The organism is Deinococcus aerolatus, assembly GCF_014647055.1.
Taxonomy (GTDB): Bacteria; Deinococcota; Deinococci; order Deinococcales; family Deinococcaceae; genus Deinococcus; species Deinococcus aerolatus.
The window spans coordinates 24916-49126 of the sequence record NZ_BMOL01000021.1 but is presented as its reverse complement, the minus strand read 5'-3'; the positions used below and the strand labels follow the sequence as shown (position 1 = coordinate 49126).

At 66.5% G+C, this 24211-nt stretch carries 24 protein-coding genes and 1 tRNA gene; 7 read left to right on the top strand and 18 right to left on the bottom strand.

What is annotated here, in order from left to right; genetic code table 11:
• Window positions 1-100: 100 nt before the first annotated feature.
• Complete coding sequence (locus IEY31_RS16185; protein ID WP_188973871.1) at window positions 101-571, bottom strand: S-ribosylhomocysteine lyase; 471 nt, start codon at window positions 569-571, stop codon at window positions 101-103.
• 116 nt (window positions 572-687) lie between these two features.
• Between IEY31_RS16185 and lspA the strand changes: the two genes are divergently transcribed.
• On the top strand, window positions 688-1263 hold the full coding sequence (gene lspA, locus IEY31_RS16180) for a signal peptidase II (protein ID WP_188973881.1): 576 nt from the start codon (window positions 688-690) through the stop codon (window positions 1261-1263).
• Between the two features lie 103 nt (window positions 1264-1366).
• Here lspA and rpmB read toward each other — a convergent pair whose 3' ends face one another.
• The 7 genes from rpmB to ruvX form a co-directional block, all read right to left on the bottom strand.
• Window positions 1367-1582, bottom strand: coding sequence for a 50S ribosomal protein L28 (gene rpmB, locus IEY31_RS16175; RefSeq protein ID WP_188973869.1), 216 nt, complete (start codon window positions 1580-1582; stop codon window positions 1367-1369).
• A gap of 162 nt (window positions 1583-1744) precedes the next feature.
• On the bottom strand, window positions 1745-3439 hold the full coding sequence (locus tag IEY31_RS16170; RefSeq protein WP_188973867.1) for a dynamin family protein: 1695 nt from the start codon (window positions 3437-3439) through the stop codon (window positions 1745-1747).
• 62 nt (window positions 3440-3501) lie between these two features.
• Entirely contained in the window at window positions 3502-4347 is an 846-nt protein-coding gene (locus tag IEY31_RS16165; protein WP_188973865.1) for a PilW family protein, read from the bottom strand.
• Window positions 4344-4829, bottom strand: coding sequence for a PulJ/GspJ family protein (locus IEY31_RS16160; RefSeq protein WP_229723718.1), 486 nt, complete (start codon window positions 4827-4829; stop codon window positions 4344-4346). The genes IEY31_RS16165 and IEY31_RS16160 overlap by 4 nt, the downstream gene beginning before the upstream one ends.
• Window positions 4830-4871: 42 nt before the next feature.
• Window positions 4872-5333, bottom strand: a complete 462-nt coding sequence (locus tag IEY31_RS16155) for a type II secretion system protein (RefSeq protein ID WP_188973861.1) — start codon at window positions 5331-5333, stop codon at window positions 4872-4874.
• Window positions 5333-7573 (bottom strand): hypothetical protein, encoded by a 2241-nt coding sequence (locus tag IEY31_RS16150; protein WP_188973859.1) that lies wholly within the window; start codon window positions 7571-7573, stop codon window positions 5333-5335. The genes IEY31_RS16155 and IEY31_RS16150 overlap by 1 nt, the downstream gene beginning before the upstream one ends.
• A 122-nt stretch (window positions 7574-7695) precedes the next feature.
• Entirely contained in the window at window positions 7696-8112 is a 417-nt protein-coding gene (gene ruvX / locus IEY31_RS16145) for a Holliday junction resolvase RuvX (RefSeq protein WP_188973857.1), read from the bottom strand.
• A 38-nt stretch (window positions 8113-8150) separates the two neighbouring features.
• Between ruvX and IEY31_RS16140 the strand changes: the two genes are divergently transcribed.
• Window positions 8151-8939, top strand: coding sequence for an enoyl-CoA hydratase-related protein (locus IEY31_RS16140; protein WP_188973855.1), 789 nt, complete (start codon window positions 8151-8153; stop codon window positions 8937-8939).
• Window positions 8940-8983: 44 nt separating this feature from the next.
• Here the strand turns inward: IEY31_RS16140 and IEY31_RS16135 are convergent, their stop codons facing one another.
• The 3 genes from IEY31_RS16135 to IEY31_RS16125 all read right to left on the bottom strand — a co-directional run bounded on the left by IEY31_RS16135 (window position 8984) and on the right by IEY31_RS16125 (window position 10967).
• Window positions 8984-9727: a hypothetical protein gene (locus tag IEY31_RS16135; protein WP_188973853.1), complete on the bottom strand. Its 744-nt coding sequence runs from the start codon at window positions 9725-9727 to the stop codon at window positions 8984-8986.
• Window positions 9728-9842: 115 nt separating this feature from the next.
• On the bottom strand, window positions 9843-10730 hold the full coding sequence (locus IEY31_RS16130) for an SMP-30/gluconolactonase/LRE family protein (protein ID WP_188973851.1): 888 nt from the start codon (window positions 10728-10730) through the stop codon (window positions 9843-9845).
• A gap of 147 nt (window positions 10731-10877) precedes the next feature.
• A tRNA-Ser gene (locus tag IEY31_RS16125) sits at window positions 10878-10967 on the bottom strand.
• Between the two features lie 160 nt (window positions 10968-11127).
• Here IEY31_RS16125 and plsY point away from each other — a divergent pair.
• The 3 genes from plsY to IEY31_RS16110 all read left to right on the top strand — a co-directional run bounded on the left by plsY (window position 11128) and on the right by IEY31_RS16110 (window position 13308).
• Entirely contained in the window at window positions 11128-11745 is a 618-nt protein-coding gene (plsY, locus tag IEY31_RS16120) for a glycerol-3-phosphate 1-O-acyltransferase PlsY (RefSeq protein ID WP_188973879.1), read from the top strand.
• A 73-nt stretch (window positions 11746-11818) separates the two neighbouring features.
• Window positions 11819-12118, top strand: a complete 300-nt coding sequence (locus IEY31_RS16115) for a hypothetical protein (protein WP_188973849.1) — start codon at window positions 11819-11821, stop codon at window positions 12116-12118.
• Between the two features lie 170 nt (window positions 12119-12288).
• Window positions 12289-13308 carry an aspartate-semialdehyde dehydrogenase gene (locus IEY31_RS16110; protein ID WP_188973846.1) on the top strand — a complete coding sequence of 340 codons (1020 nt, stop codon included), beginning with the start codon at window positions 12289-12291 and terminating at the stop codon, window positions 13306-13308.
• A 101-nt stretch (window positions 13309-13409) separates the two neighbouring features.
• Here the strand turns inward: IEY31_RS16110 and IEY31_RS16105 are convergent, their stop codons facing one another.
• The 6 genes from IEY31_RS16105 to IEY31_RS16080 form a co-directional block, all read right to left on the bottom strand.
• Window positions 13410-15080 (bottom strand): adenine deaminase, encoded by a 1671-nt coding sequence (locus IEY31_RS16105; RefSeq protein ID WP_188973844.1) that lies wholly within the window; start codon window positions 15078-15080, stop codon window positions 13410-13412.
• Between the two features lie 63 nt (window positions 15081-15143).
• The gene (locus tag IEY31_RS16100; RefSeq protein WP_188973842.1) at window positions 15144-15965 is read right to left on the bottom strand and encodes a hypothetical protein; all 822 of its coding nucleotides are present in this window, start codon (window positions 15963-15965) and stop codon (window positions 15144-15146) included.
• A gap of 186 nt (window positions 15966-16151) precedes the next feature.
• The gene (locus IEY31_RS16095) at window positions 16152-16955 is read right to left on the bottom strand and encodes an aminoglycoside N(3)-acetyltransferase (protein WP_188973840.1); all 804 of its coding nucleotides are present in this window, start codon (window positions 16953-16955) and stop codon (window positions 16152-16154) included.
• 95 nt (window positions 16956-17050) lie between these two features.
• Window positions 17051-18100 (bottom strand): peptidase C39 family protein, encoded by a 1050-nt coding sequence (locus IEY31_RS16090; protein WP_188973837.1) that lies wholly within the window; start codon window positions 18098-18100, stop codon window positions 17051-17053.
• Window positions 18101-18158: 58 nt separating this feature from the next.
• Window positions 18159-19166: an alpha/beta hydrolase gene (locus IEY31_RS16085; RefSeq protein WP_188973835.1), complete on the bottom strand. Its 1008-nt coding sequence runs from the start codon at window positions 19164-19166 to the stop codon at window positions 18159-18161.
• Window positions 19167-19362: 196 nt separating this feature from the next.
• On the bottom strand, window positions 19363-21051 hold the full coding sequence (locus tag IEY31_RS16080) for a long-chain fatty acid--CoA ligase (protein WP_188973833.1): 1689 nt from the start codon (window positions 21049-21051) through the stop codon (window positions 19363-19365).
• Between the two features lie 474 nt (window positions 21052-21525).
• Here IEY31_RS16080 and IEY31_RS16075 point away from each other — a divergent pair, with 474 nt between their 5' ends.
• Window positions 21526-22143 (top strand): VOC family protein, encoded by a 618-nt coding sequence (locus tag IEY31_RS16075; RefSeq protein WP_188973831.1) that lies wholly within the window; start codon window positions 21526-21528, stop codon window positions 22141-22143.
• A gap of 37 nt (window positions 22144-22180) precedes the next feature.
• Here IEY31_RS16075 and IEY31_RS16070 read toward each other — a convergent pair whose 3' ends face one another.
• Entirely contained in the window at window positions 22181-22810 is a 630-nt protein-coding gene (locus IEY31_RS16070; protein ID WP_188973829.1) for a rhomboid family intramembrane serine protease, read from the bottom strand.
• Between the two features lie 119 nt (window positions 22811-22929).
• Here IEY31_RS16070 and IEY31_RS16065 point away from each other — a divergent pair, with 119 nt between their 5' ends.
• Window positions 22930-24051, top strand: a complete 1122-nt coding sequence (locus IEY31_RS16065; RefSeq protein WP_188973827.1) for a GGDEF domain-containing protein — start codon at window positions 22930-22932, stop codon at window positions 24049-24051.
• The last annotated feature ends 160 nt before the right edge of the window (window positions 24052-24211 follow it).

The following is a 24211-nucleotide window of genomic DNA, read 5'->3' as shown; positions in this document are numbered from 1 at the left end:
CTCTTTCACGCTTCACTTGTCATGCTGCCCGCCTCTCTCGAGGCTCAGAAAAGATACAGGGCATTCGTGAAACTGTCAACCCCCCTGTTCGATACGCCGCTCAGGAGCGGTCCAGCAACACCGTCTCCTGGACCTGTAAACCCTGTGCCAGTGCGTCCTGGGCATGTTTGCGGGCCGCTTCCAGATCGTGGTCACGGAAGTTACCGCACTCGAGTTCGCTGACTCCAGGGATAGGTTGGCGGTGCGCTGCGGTGTCCTTAAGAGCTGCCTCGAAGGCTTTCAGAACGCCCTGCTCGTCGGGTTCGCCGATCACGGCCATGTACATGCCGGTGCGGCAGCCCATCGGCGAGACGTCCACGATGCCGTCGAGGTGGTCGCGCAGGTAACCGGCCAGCAGGTGTTCGAGGGTATGAATGGCGGCAGGTTCAATGGCCCCGGCATTGGGCTGAAGCAGCCGCAAATCGTACTTGCTGATGCTGTCGCCACGCGGGGTGGTCTTGACTCCAGCCAGCCGCACGTAGGGCGCCCTGACTTTGGTGTGGTCCAGATCAAAAGATTCAACGTTTGCCATGCCGACTATTGTGGCCTGCCGTCACCAGGCAGAAGGTGGCCGGCGGGTGAAGTGCGCCTTTCATTTCCTTCTTCTGCTCTCACCGTTCCCGCCGATTCTGCCCGGCCGCGCTCCATATACTGCGCAGCGTGCCGACGTTGACCGACCGCGCTTCCCGTTCTTCTCTCTGGCTTCCGCTGCTGATTGCCGCCGTGCTGATCTTTGCGGACCAGGCGCTCAAAGCCTGGGCGCTGGCGAACCTGCAAGAGGGCGCGCCGCCCCGCGTGGTCGTTCCAGGGCTACTGGAATGGGTGCTGACCTTCAACACCGGCGCGGCCTGGAGCATGTTCAGCGGTTCTGCCGCTCCGCTGGCCCTGGGCCGGATGCTGGTGGGGCTGGGCATCCTGGTGTATCTGTTCCTGCGTCCGCAGCACCGCTTTCTGAGCGTGGTGCTCGCCCTGATCTCAGCGGGGGCCATCGGCAATGCCATTGATGGACTGCGTTTCGGCAAGGTCACGGACATGATTCACGCGCCGCCGCTGAGTGCCGTCACCCGCGCCATCGGGCAGGGCGACTTTCCCATCTTTAACATTGCGGACAGTTGCGTGGTGGTGGGCACCATTGCCCTGCTGATCGGCAGCTTCGTGATGGACCGCAAACCGAAGGCCCCGGGCCGCGCGTCGGACGATCACGAGGTGAACCGGAAGCCCTGAGCCTGGGTTATTGAGACCTGTGTCCATAGAAAACTTGCAACACAACGAAAAGCGCCCCCTCCCGGTTTGGAAGGGGGCGCGCTCTTGATGGATCTGAACTAGTTCAGGTCAGGCTCTTGCGGCACTTGGAGCAGACCCGCAGGCGCAGGCTGGTGCCCGCACGGGTAACTGTCAGGGGCTGGAGGTTGGGCTTCTGAACCCGCTTGCTCACGCCGGTGACCTTGCGGCCCACGCCGCCTGCCGCACGGGCCTTACCCCGGCGGATGACCGAGTTCACGACAATCGGTCCCTTTCCGCATACTTCGCATACTTTCGCCATGTTGGTTTCTCCTTAGATCCGCGTCGGATTTTTGCTGTGACCGGGGGCCTGCGCTGGCCCCACCCTCTAGCAGCAGGGGGCCTGACACCACGCCGGACGAAATCCGACAAGCCTTGCGACTCTAGCACACCCCGGCCTGTTCGGGGAAGTGCGGGCGTGGCCTCAATCCAGCGCCCCGACCTCTTCCTTCAGGGCCTCCAGCTGGGCACCCAGCCCCGCGGCCCGCACCTTGGCGTGTTCCAGCCTTACGCCCTCCTGCTCCGTGAAGCGGGTGTAGGGGCTGATAGCGTCGCGCAGGCGAGCGTCGGCGCGCTCCTGCTCACGCTCGTACTCGCGGCGGACAATGGTTTCAAGGGCGGAGCGCAGGCCCTCTATCTTGGTCCGCAGCTGCCGGTGGGCCTGCAACCGCTTGTTGGGCAGCACGAACAGCCCCAGGCTCCCCAGGGTCAGGCCCGCCAAGATGCCGCCCGTGAAGTCCAGCGCCGACGCGCCGATCAGGGCCCCGATGCCCGCCCCGATGCCCAGCCCACCGGCCAGACCGCCCACCGCCCCCTTCATCGCGTCCTCCGCGTCGCGGGCCAGCTGACGGGCCAGCTCGTTCTCGGTCACGTTCTCCAGATGATCGTGGGCGCTGCCGGCAATGCTTTCCAGCAGGGCGCCCCGGTCATAGGCAAAGCGGGTGCGGGCCACCTCGTTGGACGGCTGACGGCGGATCAGAAAGGCCTGCACGTCCTCCCAGAAGTGCAGGTTGGCCTCCACAAAGCGGTCAATCATGCTGCCGAACTGACGGTCAATCGCGCCGGGCAGGTCCGCCACCGCCTCGGCACGGAACTGTTCTTCCAGCTGGCGGCTGTTCAGCAGACCCCGGATGTTGCCGAAGCGCAATTTGTCGTCGATAAAGCGGTCGGCGCGTGTCTCGAACTCGGAAAGCAGCCGGGCCACCCGGTTAAGCTGGCCGTCGAGTTCGCCCAGCATGGTGACGCGGTGATGCTCACGCTGGCCTTCCAGATCGCGCAGGATGCTCAGGTCTTCCGCGAGGGTCTGGCGCGCCGCCTCGGCACGGGTGATCTCGCCTGACAGCAGTTCCGCCGCCGTGCCCAGCGGGTTTTGCAGCTTGAGGCGGGTGCGCTCGGTTTCGGACAGGCGCATCTTCAGCACCTCGCGCAGCGCGTGGAACCCAGGATCACCGCCGCGCTGCTCGGCCCGCGCGCTGATCAGCAGGACCGGCGGCGTCAGGCCCAGCACGCCGCGCGCCCCGGTTTCCACAAACTCGCGCACCTGTGCCTTCTGCTCCTGGGTTTCCAGCAGATCGGCCTTGTTGACCACCATGATCACGCTGCGGCCCCAGCGGGCGGCCAGGCTCAGGAACTGACGCTCGGACTCGGTGAAGGGGCGGTCACTGCTGGTCAGAAACAGCACCAGATCGGCGCGGGGCAAGAAGCCCTCAGTCAACGCCTGATGCTGGCGGATGATCGCGTTGGTGCCGGGGGTATCCACCAGCGCCACGCCTTCCAGGCTGGGCAGCGGGTAGGTCAGGCGGCTGACAAAGGGATCGCGGGTGGCCTGCATCTGCCCGGCCTTCTCGCCATGCACCAGCACGTAGATGCGGTCGGTGGTGGGCGTGACGCCCTCGGGCAGCACCTGTGCGCCCAGCAGGGCGTTGACAAAACTGCTCTTGCCCGCGTTGAATTCGCCCACCACCACCAGCAGGAACGTTTCATCCAGGGAGCGGGCCGCCGTGCGGGCGTGCTCGATCACTTCGGGCGGCGCCCCCTGGGTTTCCAGAAAGGCCTGAAGGTCCGAGAGCAGCGTGCGCTCACGCGAAAGCAGGGCCTGGACGCGGTCGGAAACGAGCATGGAAGAAGTGTAGGGCCTCCACGCAAGGGCAGGCGTGAAGGCTCAGAACTGGTGAACGGCGCTCAGTTGGAGGCGACTTTGCCCAGGTTGGTGGGATAGACCGAGATGGTGTACGTGCCGGAGGCGCTGGGCAGGCGCAGGGTGGTGCCAGCAACCTTGCGAGTGGTGGCCAGATTAAGGGTCACGCCAGTGACCGGTTTGCTGGCCGTGGCCGCTGTGCCGTCCGCCGCCACATAGGTAAACATGGTGTAGGTGTTATTGATGGGTGAGGTGGTCGTAAAGCCTGTCGTGGCGGTGGTCGGAGCAATGTAGTCAGAGAGAATGTTGGCGCTGTTGCCGGTCGGCACACTGGGAGGCGTGGTGGGGACCGATCCTCCGGCACCAGGGGCGATGGTGCCCCGGTACTCGGCCAGAATCCAGGTTTCCCCATTGGTGTCATCCGATCCTGGGTTCCTCCAGCTGCCTGTGCCCGTGCCCAGGACCCATACGGAGCGTTTGACCGGATAGTAGGCCAGGAAGCGGTAACAGCCATCTGGGCCGCTCGTACTGGTTGAGGTGGTCGTAGCGCAACTCAGGGTAGCGTTCCTGGGCGGCAGGACCATCGCCAGAACAGGATCAGTACCCACCACCCAAGTGTTGCCACCCGCAGGCCTCTGGGTCAGCGAGGTGCCTGTCATGTTTATGGTCAGTCCAGGTGGATAGATGTACCAGGCTTCTTTCAGTTTTCCAGCAATGAGCTGCTGGGCATTCAACATTTCCTGTTGCATCTCGGCGCGGCTGCTGGACTGCGTGGACACTTGAGTGCCCTGGGTAAAAATGTTCAGGAGGACTGTCAGCACGAGGCCCATCAGGGCCATGCCAATCAGCAGTTCCAGCAGGGTGAATCCTGCCTGTGTCAGCTGTTTCATTGGGGCCTCAGCACATCAAGGGTCAGGACAATATCCTGCGCGCCGGTGTTTGAGCTGACGATCAGGCGGCGCATAGGGTACGGTGTACCGCCCGTCATCTGGACAAGGGGCTGGGCCGAACAATTCGCCGTGATGATGACATTCGTCCCGCTGGGAGCGCTGATGACTGCGCCGCTGGCGTTGATCGGCTGTGCCCTGGAGTTGAGGTTAATGTACGTGGCACTCAGGCCGTTGAGGGCAACGGTGGATGACGGCGCGCAGGCCCGTTCATAGTTCGATGAGATGACCCCCGCCGACGTATCGGCCCACGCTCCCCGAATGCTCTCCAACACTTGCTGGGCACGGGTGGCCGTGTCGAGTTGGCGTTGACTCTGACGATTGAGGTTCAGGCTGCCTGTCAGGGTGGCCATCAATACTGCTGCCAGAATTCCCAGCAGGGCAATGGCCACGAGAATCTCGATGATGGTGAAGCCCTGTTCCACAGCCCTACTCCGCTGTCGGGTTGAGTTTGCCGCATCTGTCATTCAGGATCCCGCCTTGGTCAGAATGACCTTTCCGGTCACACCGACAATCCTGATCTCGAGATCGTTGATTCCGCTCACGGGACTTTTGACGGTGTAGACGCTTCCCGTCGCCCCCGCCCCCAGCTCCCCGTAGGGGGCCTGATAGGTCACATTGGTCGTTGTTCCACTGCCACAGGTCGTCTTGCAGATCACCTGGATCCCGTTCGGCAAGACCTTCTGCACAGTATCGACCTTGTAGAGCTGGCTTCCGCCCGTGCCAGGCAAGACAAGCACAACGTCCGCGCTGCCCCGCTGCGCCTGTGAGCGGGCACGCCGGAAGTCGGTGGCCACCTGTGTGGCGGCCTCGCGCAGCTCTGCGGTGCGGATGCTGCGGATGAGACTCAAGCCGAAGATGCCCATGAGGATGCCAATAATGGCCACAACAACCAGAATCTCGATCAGGGTAAATCCTTGACGGCTCATCAGAAGCTTCCCGAGTTGACCTGTTTCCAGGTGAGATTTGTCAGTCGCTTCTGGGTATTCAGGGCGTCTGCCCCGCCCCAGATCTGCACAATAGGAGAAGCGGGAAGGATATCTTTTCGCAATCTGTTGTCGAATGAGAAATCATCACCATAGCCACGCGTCAAGATCACTTTTCCGCTTGACAGTTGCGCCACACCGTTGAGTCCATAGCGATCTTCCACAACGCTACCAATCACATGCCGGGACCCCTGAACCCTCCGCTTATCGTAGTCTTCGACATCGAATGTTCCCTGGCTTGCCATGATTGCAGCATGGTAGGTTGCTTCACTCTGAGTCAGTGTGCTCATCGTAATATCTTTGTTGGGCGTGAAAATAACCAGAGCATTGGTTGGCTCCAGGCTTCCAGCCTTTGGACACCCCTTCTGAGAATTGGCGTTGTCACAGGGTGTATTGGACATGGTTAGATCAGTATTCAGGGTTATCTTGTCACTACCTGTCACGTTGATTCTGGCGAATGAGGCCAGAGCAGGCGGCATTTTGCTTACATCCGCCGACGTGCTGGTCTCCTTTCTGAAAGGCCCCGAAACGGCCACGTCCTTGTCGCTATAGATAACACCATTAAAAGTTTTACCAGTTGGCAGCCAGCTGCTCCCGCTCTTCATATATAAAATATTATCGCTGCCGAATCTATACTCCCGAGTATTATCGACAATTTTTGGACGGACGTAGTAAGGAGGCAATCCCGTAGAGTTAAATGAATTCCTGAATTCAGTAGGCCAATCTTTATAAATCTTTTCATCAACCTCAAGCCAAGTCGAGGTATTGTATCTTTTGGAATCATCCTTTGTTTTAATACGAATGTACTGATAAGTGGGCGTGGGTTCTTTCCAGGCAGACTTATCGACATCGTACTCTGCCAATGGATTGCCATTGACATCTCCAGCCAGCATTTCAACTCCAGCCTCGTTTTCCCCAAGGACCAAGCCGCCCGCGATAGCTGTATCCCGCTGGTCATTATTGTTTACAGGGAGACGCTGATAGCTTTCTGTAAAACTGACATCTTTAGGTCCGGTTGCATCGAACTTCGTACCCTGAGTTTCCATCTTCTTCCTGAGATCGGCGTTTATCGCGTCAATACCAGAAGAAACGGCAGCTGTGGCGGGCTTGATTAGCGTCTTATATTCCCCATAGAATCCCGCTCCATCTTTCTTCTCACAGTCCGATCCCAATGGAGCAGACGTCGATGGAAAACTTGTACATCCAACACTTCTCACCTTGCCTTTAAATACCGCTTTATTGACACCGAAGAGCATCCTCACTTTCTGGTTAGTAAACAGGTCGCCATCAATGACATCATTATAAAATCCGCCATCGTCGGAACGCCATTCATTGATGAACAAGACATTTTCGAATGGGTTGGGAATGGTTATTTCAAACCACCAATCGCCGTTGGTAGTTCTGTTCGCAGATAAAAAGCGTCTGGCCCCATCGACATCACCTTTCACAGATACGCTGGTGACCCCCATATAGAACCTGTAGCGGCTGGCCGTGAGTTTGACCACCCGAAGGGGACGAATATCATATTTGATGTCCCCCAGAGAGACATTAGTCATGTTGGTTAGCCACCAGTTCTGGATCTGAGCACGGCTGGCCCCCACCGGTGGACGCTCCGAAGCAGGCAACTGGGTATAGGCTGCTGGTGTCACAGCGTCGGCCATAATGCTGTACGAATTCGCGGTGGGCGCGGCCACGGCCACACATTCCACAGCTGCTGGAAAAAGCTCCGCATCCTTTTGCTCACGTGGCGTTGCAAAGTCGCTGGCGGGCTTCCAGGGATTACTGACTCCAGACTGACCGCAGAAGGCCTTGGCATCGGCCTCTACCATTGACGGCAGGGTTCCCCACACCATCTGGAGGTTCGTGACCGTGGTGCCGCTCGAGTCGGTCCAGTTGGTGGTCAGCAGATTCTGATAGTCCCGGAACCTGCTGCGTACCGCGCTGATGTTCGACTCTGCCGCGTACTGCGCGACAAGCGTCGAGGCCTGGTCTCCGGTGTTCTGTCGGCTGCTCAGCCCCAACTGCAGGGTGGCGGCCAGAATGCCGGCCAGCAGCAACAGCGTAAACAGAACAACGATGATCATCGTGGCGCCCTGAGTGGCCCAGTCTCCACTGGCGTGGGCTGGGCCGGTCACTCGGGCGTGCGGTGACTTCCTGGCGGCGGCGGGACGATGTTGCGACATGCTTCCAGTCTGCCGCCCGCACCCTGCCAAAACCATTACCCGATCAGGGTTGCCCTCCCCCCTGAATGTGGGGGCTCTCCATCCGCCTGCCACTGGTCCAGATACACAGCGCGGAAATCAACTCAAGCGGAATCGGCCCTGCCCATCAGGTACAGCTCCAGAATCTGCACTGCCGCCGCCTCGTCCTCGTCGCTGGCGCCCAGTTCACGGGCGCGGCGGGTGGTGAACCGTTCATCCTGGTAGGCCACCGTGTAGCCCTGTTCCAGCAGAATCCTGCCGAAAGCCCGCACCCGGTCCGCCGAGGGGCTGTGCAGGCCGTCCGTTCGCAGCGGCAGCCCCAGCAGCAGCAGCCCTGCCCCGGTTTCGTGGACCTTCAGGCGAACGGCCTTCAGGTCCAGCGGCAGGCGCTTGCGGTCCACGCTGCCGCGCCCGAAGGCCAGCCGCCCGGCGTTGACCGCAAACCCGATCCGCGATTTGCTCACGTCCAGCGCCAGCACGGTGGGCAGGCCGGTGGGGGCAGAGGCGGGGGCATCACTCATTCACGCGAGTGTAGCGAAATGGACGCTAGGCTGGGGCCATGACCCAGGACAACGTGATTCTCTCGCGGACCCGTGCAGGCGTCTGCACCCTGACCCTCAACCGCCCGGACCGGCTGAACGCCGCCAACGACGACCTGCTGCTGACCCTGACCGCCGAGCTGAAGCGGGCCGGGGCCGACGCAGAGGTGCGGGTGGTGGTTATCACCGGCGCGGGTCGGGGTTTCTGCGCCGGGCAGGACCTGGGCGACGTCTCGGGCCGTGATATGACGTTCACCGAGCACCTGAACGCCACCTACAACCCGCTGATCCGCACCATTCGCACCCTGGATAAGCCGGTGATCAGCGCGGTCAACGGGGTGGCGGCGGGCGCGGGCGCGAGTCTGGCACTGGCCGGGGACATCCGGCTGTGGGCGCAGTCCGCACGCCTGATCGAGGTGTTTTCCAACATTGCGCTGGTGCCCGATTCGGGCAGCACCTGGTTCCTGCCGCGCCTGGTGGGTTACAACCGCGCCTTCGAGCTGATGGCCCTGGCCGAACAGGTGGGGGCCGACGCCGCCCTGAAGATGGGCCTGTGCGAGCACGTTTTTGCCGACGACACCTTTGCGGACGACGTTCAGGCCTACGCCGAACGCCTCGCGCAGCGCCCCGCCAACGCCCTGAAACTGACCAAGCAGGCGCTGAACGCCGCCGTGACGGGCACGCTGGACGAGGCGCTGGACCAGGAGGCGGCCCTGCAGCAGCTGGCCGGGGACCACTGGGAACACCAGGAGGGCGTGACGGCCTTCAAGGAAAAACGCGCACCGAACTTCGTGCGCGCCCAGGACTGAGCCCAGTGGGGAGGCTCTTCAGTCTCCCCTTCCGGAACTTGTCTCTACAGATCCAACGGATCGGGATTCTCGCTGGCGCGTTTGCCTTCCTCTACCATGTTGTCGTGGCGAAAGACCTTATCGCGCTCGGCTTCCAGGGCAACGCCGGCGGTGCTGTCGCCCGGCTCCAGCAGCTCGTCGGCATGCTGCACCGTGGGATCGGGTGACGTGTAGTCTCCCTGCGAGGCGTCGTGGTGGCTGCGGTCCGTCTGGTTCAGGTTGATCTCGCCGCGCTGCTGCTCCAGACGCTCCTTGTCGGGACGGGGATTAGTCATGGTGGAACCCTCCTGATTGGGGTGGGGGACGGCGGCGCCGATGTTGGGCTCGGTGGCACCCACCGGAGCGGCCCCGATGAAGTTGGGGCGGTTGTTCGGCTGGACGGGTGAGGCCGCGGAAGCGGCAGGCTGCTGCACGGTGTCCTGTTGCCTGGGGTCCTGCTGCGCCGTGCCGTCGGGCGAGTACACGGTCATCTCGCCGTCCGGCTTTGGCTCCTCGTCCAGCTCGCTGATCAGGCGTTCGCGGGCACTGATTTCCTGCTCCACTCGGCGGATCTCGTCCTGAATCCCGCCCAGGGTGTCCTTCTCGGCCCCCGCGTGATACGCGCGGCCCAGACGGGCAAAGTGGCCTTCCAGTTCGCGGCCCAGCTGAAAGGTTTCCAGGCGCAGGCGGGCCACCTGGGCCACTTCCTCGCCCCGGCGCTGCACACGCTCGGCCCCGCGCTTGACGCTGTTTAGAATGTTGTCCAGCATACCTGGCAGTCTGCGCCCCCCGACCGCTCCGGTGGGTGAGGGCACGTTTAGAGATTCTGAGCGGCGGGCTAGACCTGGCCCGACTCCCACACGCGGGCAGGGTTGGGAACGCCCGCTAGAACCGCGCTCCCCGCACCGATACCGACAGCCGGTACAGGCTGCTGCTGCCCGTGAGGTAGAGGACCGGTTCCAGGTGGCTGAAGGTCAGATTGGTGATGGTCTCCGGCACCGGCACCTCGCCCAGCCGGCGGCCGTCTGGGGCAAACACCTGCACGCCGCTGCCGCTGCTGCTCCACAGGTGGCCGTGTTCGTCGAGGCGGATCCCGTCGGGCATCCCAGGGGCGACAACAGCGAACACGCGCCCCTCCCCCACCGTGTGGCCGGACACCGGATAGGCACGGATGTGGTGGTGGCCCGCCGGATCGTGGGTGCGGCTGGTGTCGGTGACGTACAACGTGGTCTCGTCGGGGCTGAAGGCCAGTCCGTTGGGCCAGCGCATGTCGCGGACCTTCGCCTGCACCTCCCCGGTGTGGGGGTCCAGACGGTAGACCCAGCACCCATCCTGCTGCTGCTCACCGCCGTGGCCCTCCTTGGACTGGATCAGCCCGTAGGGCGGGTCCGTGAACCATACGCCGCCGTCGCGGGCCACGATGACGTCGTTGGGACTGTTCAGCCGCCTGCCGTCGTGGTGGGTGGCAATGGCGTGCCAGCCCCGCCCGCCGTCGTCGGAGCGCAGCACCGCGCGTTCGCCATGCGAGCAGGCGTACAGGCGCCCGGCCCCGTCACGCGTGTGGCCGTTGTGGAACTCCGAGGGCTGGAGTGCCACCCCCAGCCCTTCCTGAGGATGCCAGCGCAGCACGCGGTTGCCGGGAATGTCGCTCCACAGCACCGCGCCGTCGTCCAGACACACCGGCCCCTCGCCCCAGGCCGTGCCGTCCGCAAGTTTTTCCAGCACGGCGTCGGCGGGGATCAGCGGCTCTAAACCGGGAAAGGGATGGCCCATGAGGGTTCTTCTAGCACATCCCGCTTCCGGCCCGGGTCGACAGATTCACCCCCACGCCCCGACTTCCCCCACGTGAACAGCACCGCCTAGCAGAATTGAAAACGCCCTGAACGGAGATTCTCCATTCAGGACGCATTGTGTTCACTCTGGCGGAACGAGAGGGATTCGAACCCTCGATAGGGTTGCCCCTATACACGCTTTCCAGGCGTGCTCCTTCAACCACTCGGACACCGTTCCAACATGCTCGGCCGTGCGGGCAGGCGCACAGCAGAGTAGCGGGTGGGGAGGCGAAAATCAAACGGCGGGTCCGTTGACCCGGACAGATTTTCAGAATCGGCCCACCGCCAGACCCGGCGCAACGTTCCGGCCGTTCATTCCACAGGGGTTGGGGCCTACAATCGGGGGCGTGACTGTGTCCACCCTTCTGCTTGCGCTCTCGGCGGTGCTGGTCTCCTACGTGATCGGGTCCATTCCAGCGGCGTCCTGGCTGGCACGGTCGCGTGGCGTGGACATCCGCAAGGTGGGCAGCGGCAACAGCGGCGCCACCAACGTGCTGCGCTCGCTGGGCAAGGGTCCGGCATTTCTGGTGGCCCTGTTCGACATCCTGAAAGGCGCGCTGGTGGTGTGGCTGGCGCGGGCGCTGGGGCTGCCGCCGGAGTGGGTGGGCCTGTGCGGGGTGGCCGCGGTGATCGGACACAACTTCAGCCCGTTCCTGGGCTTCCGGGGGGGCAAGGGCGTGGCCACCAGCTTCGGCACCATTGCGGCGCTGGACCCGGTGGTGGGGGCAGGGGCCTTCGTGCTGGGGGTGGCCGCCATGTGGCTGACCCGTTTCGTCAGCGCAGGCAGCATTCTGGGCGCCATCACGGCCATTCTTCTGGTGGTGGCGCTGGGCCGGCCGGTCTGGCTGATGCTGGTGATCGGGTTTCTGGCCGCGCTGCTGGTCTGGCAGCACCGCTCCAACATCGGGCGGCTGACGGCGGGCAAGGAGTCCCGGCTGGGCGAGAAGGTTCGCTGAGTTGCCGAGACGTGCGGGCAGCCGCGCTATTCTGCGCGGGTCTTACAATCCACGCCCCCACCGGAGAACACAGATGCCCGTCAGGATCAGGATTTACGGCAAGGAAGCCACCTTCTCGCAGGGCTGCTGGGCCTGCGACGACGACAGCCTTCAGGCCATGTTGCAGAGTATGGCGGACCCCCGCGCCATCACCGAGACCCAGGAGCGTGAACACGCGGTCTACGCCGCTGGCCGCTTCGGCGGCTTGATCGCCACGCCGCTGGGCTGGGAAGCCGCCCCCCACCCGGAAGCCGAGATCAAGATGGAGGATTTTGCCCCAGGACCGCGCCCGGAAAGGGCCGGGTGGCTGGGTTTCCTGCGCAAGAAGAAGTGATTGGCTGCCGGGGCCTGGGCTAGCCCGCCCGCTTGACCCACCCCCCGGCAGCCTCTACCCTGCGTCCATGAGCCGCGCTGCCCTCACGACGATTGCCTGATAGCGGCGGCCTGTGTAATCACCGCCGCCCGCAGACCGCGTGGCGGATTTTTTCTTGAAGGAGATCAAGTATGCGCGTAGCGATTGTGGGAGCCACCGGAGCCGTCGGACACGAGCTGATGAGCGTGCTGGAAAAAAGCAGTCTGCAATTTGACGAGCTGCTTCTCTTCGCCTCGCCGCGTTCGGCGGGCAGCACCCTGACCTTCAAGGGGCGCGAGCTGACCGTGCAGGCCACCCCCGAGGGGGCCATTGACGCCGACGTGATCCTGGCCTCGGCCGGCGGCGCGATCAGCAAGGGGAAGGCCGCCGCGTGGGTGGCGGGCGGCGCGGTGGTGATCGACAACTCCAGCGCTTTCCGCTATGACCCGAAAGTGCCGCTGGTGGTGCCAGAAGTGAACGGCGAGGCCGCGCTGCAGCACCAGGGCATCATCGCCAACCCCAACTGCACCACCGCCGTCGCCGTGCTGGCCGTTGCCCCGATCCACCGTGAGTACGGGGTGAAACGCATGATTGTCTCTACCTACCAGGCCACCAGCGGCGCGGGCCAGAAGGGCATGGACGAGCTGCTGGAGCAGACCCACATGGTGCTGCACGGCAAGGACGCCACCAACGACGTGTTCGCCCATCCCATCCCCTTCAACGTCATCCCGCACATCGACGCCTTTCAGGACAACGGCTACACCAAGGAAGAGATGAAGGTGGTCTGGGAAACCCGCAAGATCATCGGGGACGAGTCGCTGAAGATCAGCTGCACCGCCGTCCGCATTCCCACGCTGCGGACGCACAGCGAGGCCATCACGCTGGAACTGGAGCGCCCCGCCACCCCGGAAGCGGTGCGCGAGCTGCTGTCCCGCTCCGCCGGGGTGGAAGTGCGCGACGACCCGCAGGGCCAGCTGTACCCGATGCCCCTGACCGCCAGCGGCAAGTACGACGTGGAGGTGGGCCGCATCCGCGAGTCGCTGGTCTTTGACGGCGGCATCGACCTGTTCGTGGCGGGGGACCAGCTGCTGAAGGGCGCGGCGCTGAATGCTGTGCAGATCGCCGAGTACCTGCAGGAGCACGGGGCGCTGAAGGGCAAGCAGCGGGCGTAAAGCCGCCGGGAAACGAGAGCCGCCTGAAGAAAGTCCGGGCGGCTCTTTCCTGTCTACGATCTCCACCGGCACCGCCTTGACGCGGCGGTTGAGGCGCCCGGTTATCGCTCCAGCAGGTGCCACGCTTCCACGTCCAGCAGGCCGCGTGGGGTCAGTTTCAGCGATGGGATCACGCTCAGGCCCAGGAAGCTGAGGGTGGTCACCGGGTAGGGCAGGGTGCAGCCCAGGGCGCGGGCGGCGGCAGTGACCTCGTTCAGGCGGGCGGCGGCCTGCTGGGGGGGCAGGTCGGTCATCAGGCCCGCGTAGGGCAGGGGCAGGCTGGCCTGGACCGCGCCGTCCACCACCACCACCGCGCCGCCGCCGATGTCGCGCAGGGCGCGGCCCGCCGCCCGCACGTCCTCGTCGCTGCCGCCCAGGAACGCGGCGTTGTGGGCGTCGTGCAGGATGCTCAGGCCCAGCGTGCCCCGCTGACCCATGCCGGTGCCGGAGGTCCAGCACGCCGCCCGGTGGCCGCGCCCGTAACGGTCCGCCACCACCAGCCGCGCCTCGCCGCTACCCGGTGCCCCCCGGCCGGTGGTGATCTGGTCCGGGCACACCTGCATCACCGGCCAGTGGGCGGGCACATCGAACGTCGCGCTGTCCCAGTCGGCCCCCAGGTTCACGCCGCCGCCACCCAGCGGTGGGGTGACCTCGCCGGGCCGGGCCTCCGCACCACCCACGAAGGTGTCCAGCACCTCGAAGCCCTGCAGGTCGCGCAGCAACACCATGTCGGCGTGGTGGCCGGGGGCGATCAGACCGGAGCTGTGCAGGCCCCAGTACTCCGCCGGGTTGCAGGTCACGAGGGCGATGGCGTCCGCCGGATGCAGCCCGCCCGCCACGCACGCCCGCAGCAGGCGGTCCAGGTGGCCCAGTTCCAGAAGTTCGTCCACGCTCACGTCGTCGCTGACCAGCATGGCGCGGCGCGGGCGCTCCCGCAGCACCGGCAGCAGGGCCTCCAGATTGCGGGCCGCCGAGCCCTCACGCACCATCAGCCACAGGCCCGCGCGCAGGCGCTCGCGGGCTTCCTGCGGGGTGGCGGCCTCGTGATCCGAGTGCAGGCCCGCCGCCGCGTAGGCCATCAGGTCCCGGCCCCGCATCCCGGCGGCGTGGCCGTCCAGACGCCCGCCTGCTGCGCGGCCCGCCTCCAGAATGGCCCACACGGCCGCGTCCCCGCCCAGAACGCCGGGGTAGTTCATCATCTCGGCCAGCCCCAGCACGCCGGGCACGCGCAGCATCCGGGCGGTGTCTGCCGCCGTGACCTGTGCGCCGCCGTCCTCGAATTCGCTGGCCGGCACGCACGACGGCGCTGAAGCCCAGACCCGCAGGCCCGAGGTGGCCCCGGCCTCCAGCATCCATTCCAGGCCGCGCACGCCCAGCACGTTGACCACCTCGTGCGGCTCGGCCACCACACCGGTCGTGCCGCGCGGCAGCACCGCCCGCGCGAAGCCCGCCGGGGTCAGCAGGCTGGACTCGATGTGAATGTGGCCGTCGATGAAGCCGGGGGCCAGGAACGCGCCGTGCGCCTCGATCACCCGTGTGGCCTCGAAGCCCATGCCTGCGCCGCCCAGCGCCGCCACCCGGCCACCCGCGATCAGCACATCGGCCTCGAAAATCTCGCGCGTGGCCGGCTGAACCACCTGTGCGCCGCGCACCAGCAGATCGCCCGCCTCTTCCCCACGCGCCACCCGTACCAGACGGCGCCGGTCCCCCTGTCGGTCCCTTTCAGACTGCATGCGGCAGTGTAGGGGGCGGGGGTCAGGCCGTCCAACCCTGTGGGGGCCGGACGCGCCGCCCCCCTATCCGCCCTTGAACCCCTTGAGCAGTGCCCCCCGCTCGGCCAGCGCCCGCTGAAACAGCGCCTGCTGCTGGGCCTGCTGGTACGCACGGGCGCTGTTCATGCCGCTGGCGGGGGTGGGGTGCGCGGCAGTCTTGCCCGGCTTGGGCATCGGGGCCAGGGTGCCGAAACGGCGGGCGCGGAACATGCCCGGATGCTCCTCGAACACGGCGGTCACGCCGTCCGGCAGCGCAGCGATATGCAGGGCAAACGCCTGTTCCTGGGCTAGTTCGGCCTGCTTGGCGCCGTCGCCCAGCTCGGTCAGCAGGCGGTCGATCAGGGCGAAGACCTGCGCGGCGTAGGTCTCCACGTCGGCGCGGACGGGCAACTCGCCCCGGTGGATCACGCGGTTGCGAAAGTCCGCACCCAGCGCCGTGGACGTCAGAAAATCCGGCTCCCGGCCCTGCCGGAGCAGGTAGGCCAGCGCGAACATGCCCAGCTGCCGCTCGGACTGGCTGGCAACGTGCCGCCAGGTGCCCGTCAATGCCGCCGTCGCCGCCCCAAAATCCGCCGCCGTGTCCGAGGCCCGCTCCAGCGCGTACGCACGCACGTAGAACTCGAAAAAGCGTTCCAGCGCCGCCGCGAAGCTCGCCACGGCCTCGCGGGCGTAGCCGTCCATCAGGGCGCGGGTGCCCAGGTCAAACAGCACCTCGAACTTCTGCTTGCGCACCAGCACGCAATAATGCGCCCCGCAGCGCACACAGGTCAGGTCATGCACGCTGCTGTCGGCGTACTCGGCGCGGTTCTCGCGGCCACAGGTGGGGCAGGTGGTGGGAAAGTCCATGCGTGGGGGCAGTGTAGGGCAGGTGGCCACGCGTTCAGGCCACCAGTGAACCTGCCTTCTGACGGTGAAAACGCGGACCCCATTTGTAGAGTCGACAGCCCTGAGCGCGGGGCGGGAAGGGGCGGCTCGCTCCGTCGCCGGACCTCCGGCCCAGTGTCCTATGCTCCAGCGCCTGCACTCAGAACGTCAACCGGGAGCGTCAGCCGTCCACCACTGCACGGCAAAATCAACCAGCGCCCGCTGGGCCATCAGTTTCGCGGTGGCCGAGCCGACCTTTCCCACCGTCACCGCGCCGCTGGCCTCAAAGGCGGCCTTGACGGGCGGGAAGGCGTCCTCAGCGTAATCGCACTCGTCGAAGGTCACCCACGTCGGCTGACCGTCCAGCAGGACGGGGCCGCTGAAAGGCACGGTGGGCTGCTTCCCGGCCCGGACCTCCGCCAGGTGCAGGCTGGTGTTGTTCTGCGTGCCCAGCAGCAGCACCCGCCCGTCCAGGTCATACACGCGGGCCAGGGGGGAGCCGTCCCCCAGCGAGAACGTCAGGGGATGGTCCGCCGTGATGAATTCGGCCTGGCGGCCCCACGCGGCAAAAGAACTGTGAGGGTGATTGCTGCGCCTGGCCCCGGGCCACGTTCTGAGCAGTTCGGCGACGCGGCCCACCCCGCGCGAGGGCGTCAGTGCCGGGTCAAAGGCGGGCATCTCGGCGCGAATGGTGTCCCACCAGGACGGCGGTACAGCCGGCCGCCGCCAGCCGGCCGGATCGGTCAGGTGCATCGTAAAGGTGGGCATGACGATCGTTCCCATGGGCGTCACGGCGTCCTGAAGCGCCTGGATCACGGCCACCGTACCGCCGGCCACCCAGCCCAGGCGGCTCAGGCTGACGTGAACCATCAGGACGTCACCGGCCCCCACACCCAGGGCGCGGAGATCGGCGGCGAGGCTGGCGCGGGTGCGGGGCGTGTCGGCCAGAGCGATGGCGTCCGTTTCGGTCATGTTCGGTCCCTGGCCCGGTCAGGCCGTCAAGAGGGTGGGAGGGCGTCGCCCCTGGACGACCCGGACGCTGGGCCACGGACGAGCCGCCGTTCCCGCTACTCCCCGATCACGTAGCTCAGGCCCCCACTGTGCGACAGCCACAGCCGCTCGAAGGCGGCGCGCGGATAGGTGCGGCGCACGGTGTCGTTGCTGGGTGCCGCGGGATCGTTCAGGACGGGATTGCCGGCCTTGTCGAAGCCGATCAGGACCATCAGGTGGCCGCTGCTGGTGGGAAGGGCCGCGCCGGGCAGTTCGCCCTTCTTCCAGCCCAGGCTGACGGCCAGCGGCACGCCCGCAGCCGTGAACTTCTCGGCGGCGGCCAGACTGGGCAGCCGGGTCACGTAGGCACGCTGCCCCAGCGCTCCGGCGTAGGCGGCGTTGAAGGACCAGTTGCCGGTGCCGTCGTAGGCGCGGTCATAGGTGGCCTTCGCCGCCTGCGGCACCGTGACGTCGATGCCCCGCGCCGCCAGAATCATCGAGACGCTGGTGGGGCTGCACCACACCTCGCCGCCGTCCGGGTAGATCATCTGCGAGCGCTGCGGCACGTCAAGGACCTTGCCCCAGGCGGCCCGGTCGCTGGCCGCCCCCAGGCCCGCCGCCTGCCGCGCCCGGTCAGAGGTGGCGAAGGCCAGCAGGCGGGCCGTGGTGCCCTGACCGCGCAGGGTCACGCGGTACTGGTACGTCGTGGCCCTGGTGTTCAGGCGCAGCGTATCGGTCAGGACCTGCCCGGCGCTGTCCTTCTGCCCGTTCACGCTGCTGCGGCCCTCGGCGCTGCTCCAGCTGCCGAAGGAGTACCAGCGCGACCAGTCCGCACCCACCCGCGCCCGCACCTCCAGCGTGACGCTGCCTGCGCCGGGCGTGACCGCGTTCCACGACGGCACCAGTTCGTCGAAGGCAGGCACGGTCAGCGGGGCCGAGGTCAGCGTGCCGCTCGCCGCGCCGGGGGCCAGGGTGAGGGCCTGCGCGTGGAGCCCGACGCCCCTGAGTTCCGCGCCTGCCCAGTCGGCCGCTTTCTCGTGGATGGTGGTGGTGCTGCTGGGATAGGTCATGGTAAGCGCCCCCGCGCTGCCGGACAGTGCCAGCATGAGAAGAAAACTGTGTCGCATGGATGGGGCGACTATGCCGCCTTGATCCCGGCGGGTGGTGAGGACCGCCCCCCCCGCCTCAGCCCTGCATGTACAGGAACGCCTCGGGCAGGGCCTCGCGCCACGTCACCCAGGTGTGGCCGCTGGGGTACTCGCGGTACTGGTGGGGCAACCCCCTATCGGCCAGCAGGCCCGCCATGCGGCGGTTCGGCCCGGTCAGCCACTCCAGCACGCCGGTGTCCAGGCTGGTTTTCAGGTGCGTGGGCGGAGTCTGGCGCAGTTCCTCCAGCAGCCATTCCCCGGCCCCGGTGGTGTCGATCACGCCCGCCGTGTCCCGCGCGCCGGGCCGGGCGATGAATGCCCCGCTGTGGCTGACCACGCGGCTGAACAGCTCCGGGTGACGGCTGCCCAGATACAGCGAGATCAGCCCGCCCAGGCTCGCGCCCCACAGGCCACGCTCGCTGACGGTGACCAGCTCGCCCTCCACGCGGGGAAAGACCTCCCCGGTCAGAAAATCCAGGTAACGGTCATTCAGGTAGTACTCCTCGCTGCGGTCGCCCGGTTCCACGAACACCAGGGCCGCGCCCGTCGCCAGTCCCGCCTCCAGCGCCCGGTCCATCACGTCCCCCAGCTTGCCGGTGCGGTAGAAGGCCACGCCGTCCTGCACGTAATAGACCGGAAGGGGGGTGCCGGCCTCGTAGCCGTGCGGCGTGTAGACGATGGCGCGGCGGGTGCCGGGGAAGACGCTGCCCTCCCAGGTCAGGCGCGTAGTCGTTCCCTTGCGCGCCGCCTCCGGGGCCAGCCACAGCGGGTGCCGCGCGTACTCGCCCACCACCGCCGCACGCGGGTAGGACCACCACGGATTCAGGGACTTCTGAGGGTTGTCGGGATCGGCAAAGGCCTCGCCCGCCGCGTCCAGCCACGCGTATTCCACCCACGCGCCGCGCGGCAGCCTCAGTGTGAGGGGCTGGCCCGCCGTGACGGGCAACGCGGGTTGCTTGCGCCAGTCGGTGAAGTCCCCCACCAGGGCCACGGCGCCGGATGGGGGGCTGAAGGTGACGTGTTGCCCGGAAACGGAAACGGCCATAGGGGGGATTCTACGTTTTGGGCATTGACCTGGGCCTTGACGCTGGATCCGGCGAAACCGAGACTACCCGCCGTGCCGGGGCAGCCCTATCCAGGGTTTGTCAGAGCGTCATCCTGTCAGGCGTGCGCCAGAAGGCACCACACAGCCAAAAAAGCGCCGCCTCTTCAGTGAAGAGGCGGCGCGGTAAGGCTGAACCTTACTCAGGCTGCTCGGGGCGCTGCGGTGAGTTGCCTGCCGAGTAGCCCCGGTACTCCTCACGCAGCTCGCGCTTCAGGAACTTGCCGGTGGCGCCGATGGGAATGCTGTCGGTCAGCACGGTGGCGTCCGGCAGCCAGAACTTGGCGAAGTTGGGTTCCAGCAGGTCCAGCAGTTCCTGATGGGTCACGCTCTGGCCGGGACGCGGCACCACCACGGCCAGCGGGCGCTCGTCCCACTTGGGATCGTCCATGGCAATCACGGCGCACTGCGCCACGGCGGGGTGGGCCATGATCGCGTTTTCCAGGTCCACGCTGCTGATCCACTCGCCGCCCGACTTGATCAGGTCCTTGCTGCGGTCCTGGATGTGCATGTACCCACGCTCGTCGAGGGTGGAGATGTCCCCGGTGTCAAACCACAGGTCACCGTCCAGTTCAAAGAAATTGTCCTGTCCTGCGCCCTTGTAGTAGCTGTTGGCGATCCACGGCCCGCGCGCGATCAGGTTGCCCATGGTCTTGCCGTCGTGCGGCAGCCGCTGGCGGTTGCCATCCACGATCTCCAGAAAGACCAGCGGCACGCTGCGGCCCTGCTTGGCGCGCAGCCGGTAGCCCTCGTCGCTGGTGGGATCCACGTCGAATGGCACGCTGCTCGCGGTGCCCAGCGGGTGCGTTTCGGTCATGCCCCAGGCCTGCAGCATGGTCAGGCCATGCCGGTTCTGGAAGGCGCGGATCATGGCTTCCGGCGCGGCGCTGCCGCCCACGATCACGCGCTCCAGGCCGTCCAGACTGTACGGCTCCCCGGCCTCCCTGGCGCGGTCCAGCTCAGCCAGCAGGCCCATCCAGATGGTCGGCACGCCCGCCGTGATGGTCACCCCTTCGTCCTGCAGCAGCGTGGCAATGCTCCGGCCGTCACTGAAGACCCCGGCAAAGACCTGCTTGGCGCCGTACATGGCGCAGGTGTAGGGCAGGCCCCAGGCGTTGACGTGGAACATCGGCACGATGGGCAGCACGCTGTCGGCCTCACCCACGTTCAGGGCGTCCTTGGGGGCGCTGGCCAGCGAGTGCAGCACGGTGGAACGGTGGGTGTAGATCACGCCCTTGGGGTTGCCCGTGGTGCCGGAGGTGTAGCACATTGCCGCCGCGTCGTTCTCGTCCAGACGCGGATAGCGGGGCAGAGGCTCCGCGCCCATCACGAAGGTGTCGTAGTCGTGGATGCCGGGCATCTGCTGCGGCAGCGGTCCCATCACGATGATGTGTTCCAGCCTGGGGCAGGCGGCCTTCAGCGCCGGGATCATCGCCGCGAAGACGTTCTCGATCATCAGCACGCGGTCCTCGGCGTCGTTCAGGATCCAGGCCACCTGCTCGGGGTGCAGGCGGATGTTGACCGTGTGCAGCACCAGCCCCGCGCTGGGCACGCCCAGGTACGCCTCCAGGTGCCGGAACGAGTTGACCGCCAGCGTTGCCACCCGGTCCCCGCGCTCCAGACCCAGGCCCAGCAGACCACCCGCCAGCCGCAGGGCGCGGTCTGCCACATCGCCGTAGGTGGTGCGGTGTTTTTTAGGTATGGGGTTGCCCGCGTCGTCGCGGCCCGCGGCCAGCAGGCTGACCACCTCGCGAGCACTGTACTGCCCGCGAATGCGCTCCAGAATGGTGGGCACCGTCAGTTGAACGTCCATCATGTTGCCTTGCATAGTTGAGCCTCCACAGAATTTCACGGAACAGGGAAAGAAAAGCGGCGGTGGCCCGCTGCGGCCACCCTGACAGATCGCTGGTGTTTGCGCCGAGTATAGAGAGTACGGGCCACGGCAGACGTGTTCCCGCGTGCGTTCTGCCCCGGCTGGCCGGAAGACGAACCGCCCGTGACCGACGGGAAGCGCGGCCACGCGAGGGGACCGCATGCGGCGGGGGCGGCGCTAGGGGGTGGGCTCGGGCTGCTCCGTGTCGGGCACGGGCGGCCTCGCGTGTGCCCCGCCCCGCAGCGGACGCGGCCCGGCAGGCACCAGGACGCCGGTCCCGTCATCCTGACCGTCACGCGGCGGGGGGAGAGGCCGGGTGTCCCGCCGGAACACCCCCACAAGCCAGCGGCGCAGAGTCATACCCCAGCGTGCGCGGGGTCACGGCCCCCCTGCAAGCCTGCCGGTCACGATCTGCGTATGCTGGCCCCCATGCCCGCCACCCTGGATCATCTGGTCATCGCCGCCCGCACGCTCCAGGAGGGCCGCGCGTGGCTTGAAGGCCGCCTGGACGTGCCCATGCAGGACGGCGGCAAGCACGGGACCTTCGGCACCCACAACGCGCTGCTGTCGCTGGGGCCGGACAGCTACCTGGAGGTCATCGCCACCGATCCCGACGCGCCCGCCCCGTCCCGCCCGCGCTGGTTCGGGCTGGACACGCCGGCGTTGCAAAAGCGGCTGGAAGGCGGCCCCGCGCTGATTCACTGGGTGGCGGCGCTGGCGGCGCTGGAACCGGGGCCGGAGGTGCTGGAACTCTCGCGCGGCGAGAACCGCTGGGCGCTGACCGTGCCCGAGGACGGCGGGCTGCCCATGGGCGGCGTGGCCCCGTCGCGCATCGTGTGGCACACGCCCCCGCCCCCCGAACGCCTGACCGATGTGGGCGTGCGGCTGGGCCGTCTGCGCCTGGGCACGCCCACCCCTGACGCCCTGCGCGCCGTGCTGGACCGCCTGAACTTCATGGGCGAGGTGGAAGTCTATGAGGCCCCGCAGCCCGAGTTGCATGCCGTGCTGGAAACGCCGGGCGGCCTGGTGACGCTGGGGGACTACTGAGTGACCCTGTGGGACTACTGGCCGGGGCAAAACAGCCCTACGTTCTGCCCTCCACCCGGCGCGGCCTGCGCCCATGCAGCAGCAGCGCCGCCAGCAGGCCCGCCAGAAAACCGAACAGATGCGCCTCCCAGGACACCGCCGGATTGCCCGGCAGCACGCCCCAGATGATGCCGCCGTACAGCGCGGCTGCCACCACGGCCACGCCGATCGCGGCGGGGGTGCGCTCCCACCAGCCCACGCCCAGCAGGTACGCCAGATAGCCGAAGATCAGCGCACTGGCCCCCAGATGCACGCTGCCGCCGCGCCCCAGCAGCCACACCAGACCGCCGCCCACCACCGCCACCACCAATGTCATCGCCAGGAACCGGCCCACGCCACGCACCGCGCTCATGAAGGCCAGCACCGCCAGCGGCACGGTGTTGGCGATCAGATGATCGAAACCGTAGTGCAGGAAGGGGGCGATCAGCACATGCCAGAACGTCCCCGGCGCACGAGGCTCGATGCCGTAGACGTCCAGGCCACCGCCAAAGGCGAACAGGTCGATCAGTTCCTGCGCCCAGATGGCGGCGATCAGCGCGGCCGTCACGCCCAGCGCGGGACCAGGCTGCGGCCGCCCCGGCGCGGTGCGGGGCTCCGGGCGGCGGACGGGGGATGGGGGCGGTCTCATGGCCCCAGTCTGCGGGAAATGGGCATGAGGTTCAGTGGGTCCGCCTGGGTCCGTGCGGCCCGCCACGAATGCCCACCTGTCAGGTGTGAGCAAGAGCGGGCCGACTACGCTGGACGCATATGAGTCCGGACGCCAGCCTCCTCCTACCCAGCCGCGATCCTTACGGCAGGGCAGTCCGGCGCCGGCTGTACATCGGCACGCTGTGCAGCGCCATGGCGCTGCTGCTGAGCTTTCTTGTCTTGCAGCGCGTGATGAACCTGAACGAACCGTACCTTCAGTACGTCGCGCCGGTGCTGCTGGCACTCTGCGTGCCGGGCCTGTGGTGGCTGCTGACCGGCGGGGCCCTGCTTGTCATTGAGCTTGCCTCTGTCGGGGTGCTGAGCGCCGCGAGCACCGTCCACATCGTCCTGGCCAGTCTGACGGGGGCCTCGCTGCCTGGACCGTATCCCAACAGCGGACCGTACTGGACGGTCCTGTGTGTCTGCATCCTGGCCTTTCTGGCCCTGCCGCAGGGCCGCGCGGCCACGTTCAACCTGACGTACCTGCCCTTCAGCCTGCTGCTGCCGTGGCTGCTGCCCACGACATATGCCGCAGCGTCTGTCGGTGGTCTTGTGAGGGTACAGATCAATGCCGTGATGGTGTTTCTGCTGGTCTGGGGCCTGTCGTGGTTCCGCGCCCAGTACGCCGTCCAGAACGAGACCCAGGAACTGCTGCGACAGCTGGCCTTCACCGATCCCCTGACCCGGCTGCCCAACCGCCACGCGGTGTATCCCGCTGTGGAGGCCCTGCTGAGGGACGTGGAGCGCGGACAGACTGGGTCCATTTTTCTAATCGACCTGGACCACTTCAAGCGCATCAACGACCACCACGGCCACGGCGTGGGCGACGAGGTGCTGACGGCGGCGGGGCAGGTGCTTCAGAACTGCGCCACCGAGGCCGGGGCGTCGCCGCCCACGCTGGGGCGCTGGGGAGGCGAGGAGTTCATCGTGGTGATGCCGGGCACGACGCCGGAGCGTGCCCAGATCCGCGCCCAGCAGCTGCTGGCCGAGTTCCGCGCCTGGACGTGGCCGCAGCACCTTCAGGTGACGGTGAGCATCGGCTCCAGCAGCGTGCGTCCGGGCGAGGACTTCAACGGCCTGCTGGCCCGTGCCGACGCCGCCCTGTACGCGGCCAAGGCCTCGGGGCGGGACCGGGCCGTCGTGCAGGGGCACGCGGACCTGGGTGGGTCGCCGGAGAGCTGATTTGTGGCTTGAGAGGCGCATATTTTTCTCCCTTCAGGAATGTAAAAACGGCGGGTCAGGCGTCACTGGGACGCGTCCGGCAGCAGACCTCTCTACACCCCGGAGGGCGGCGGGAGCACGGGCAGGCCCGCAGCAACACGCAGCAGGCCACCGGGGCGCT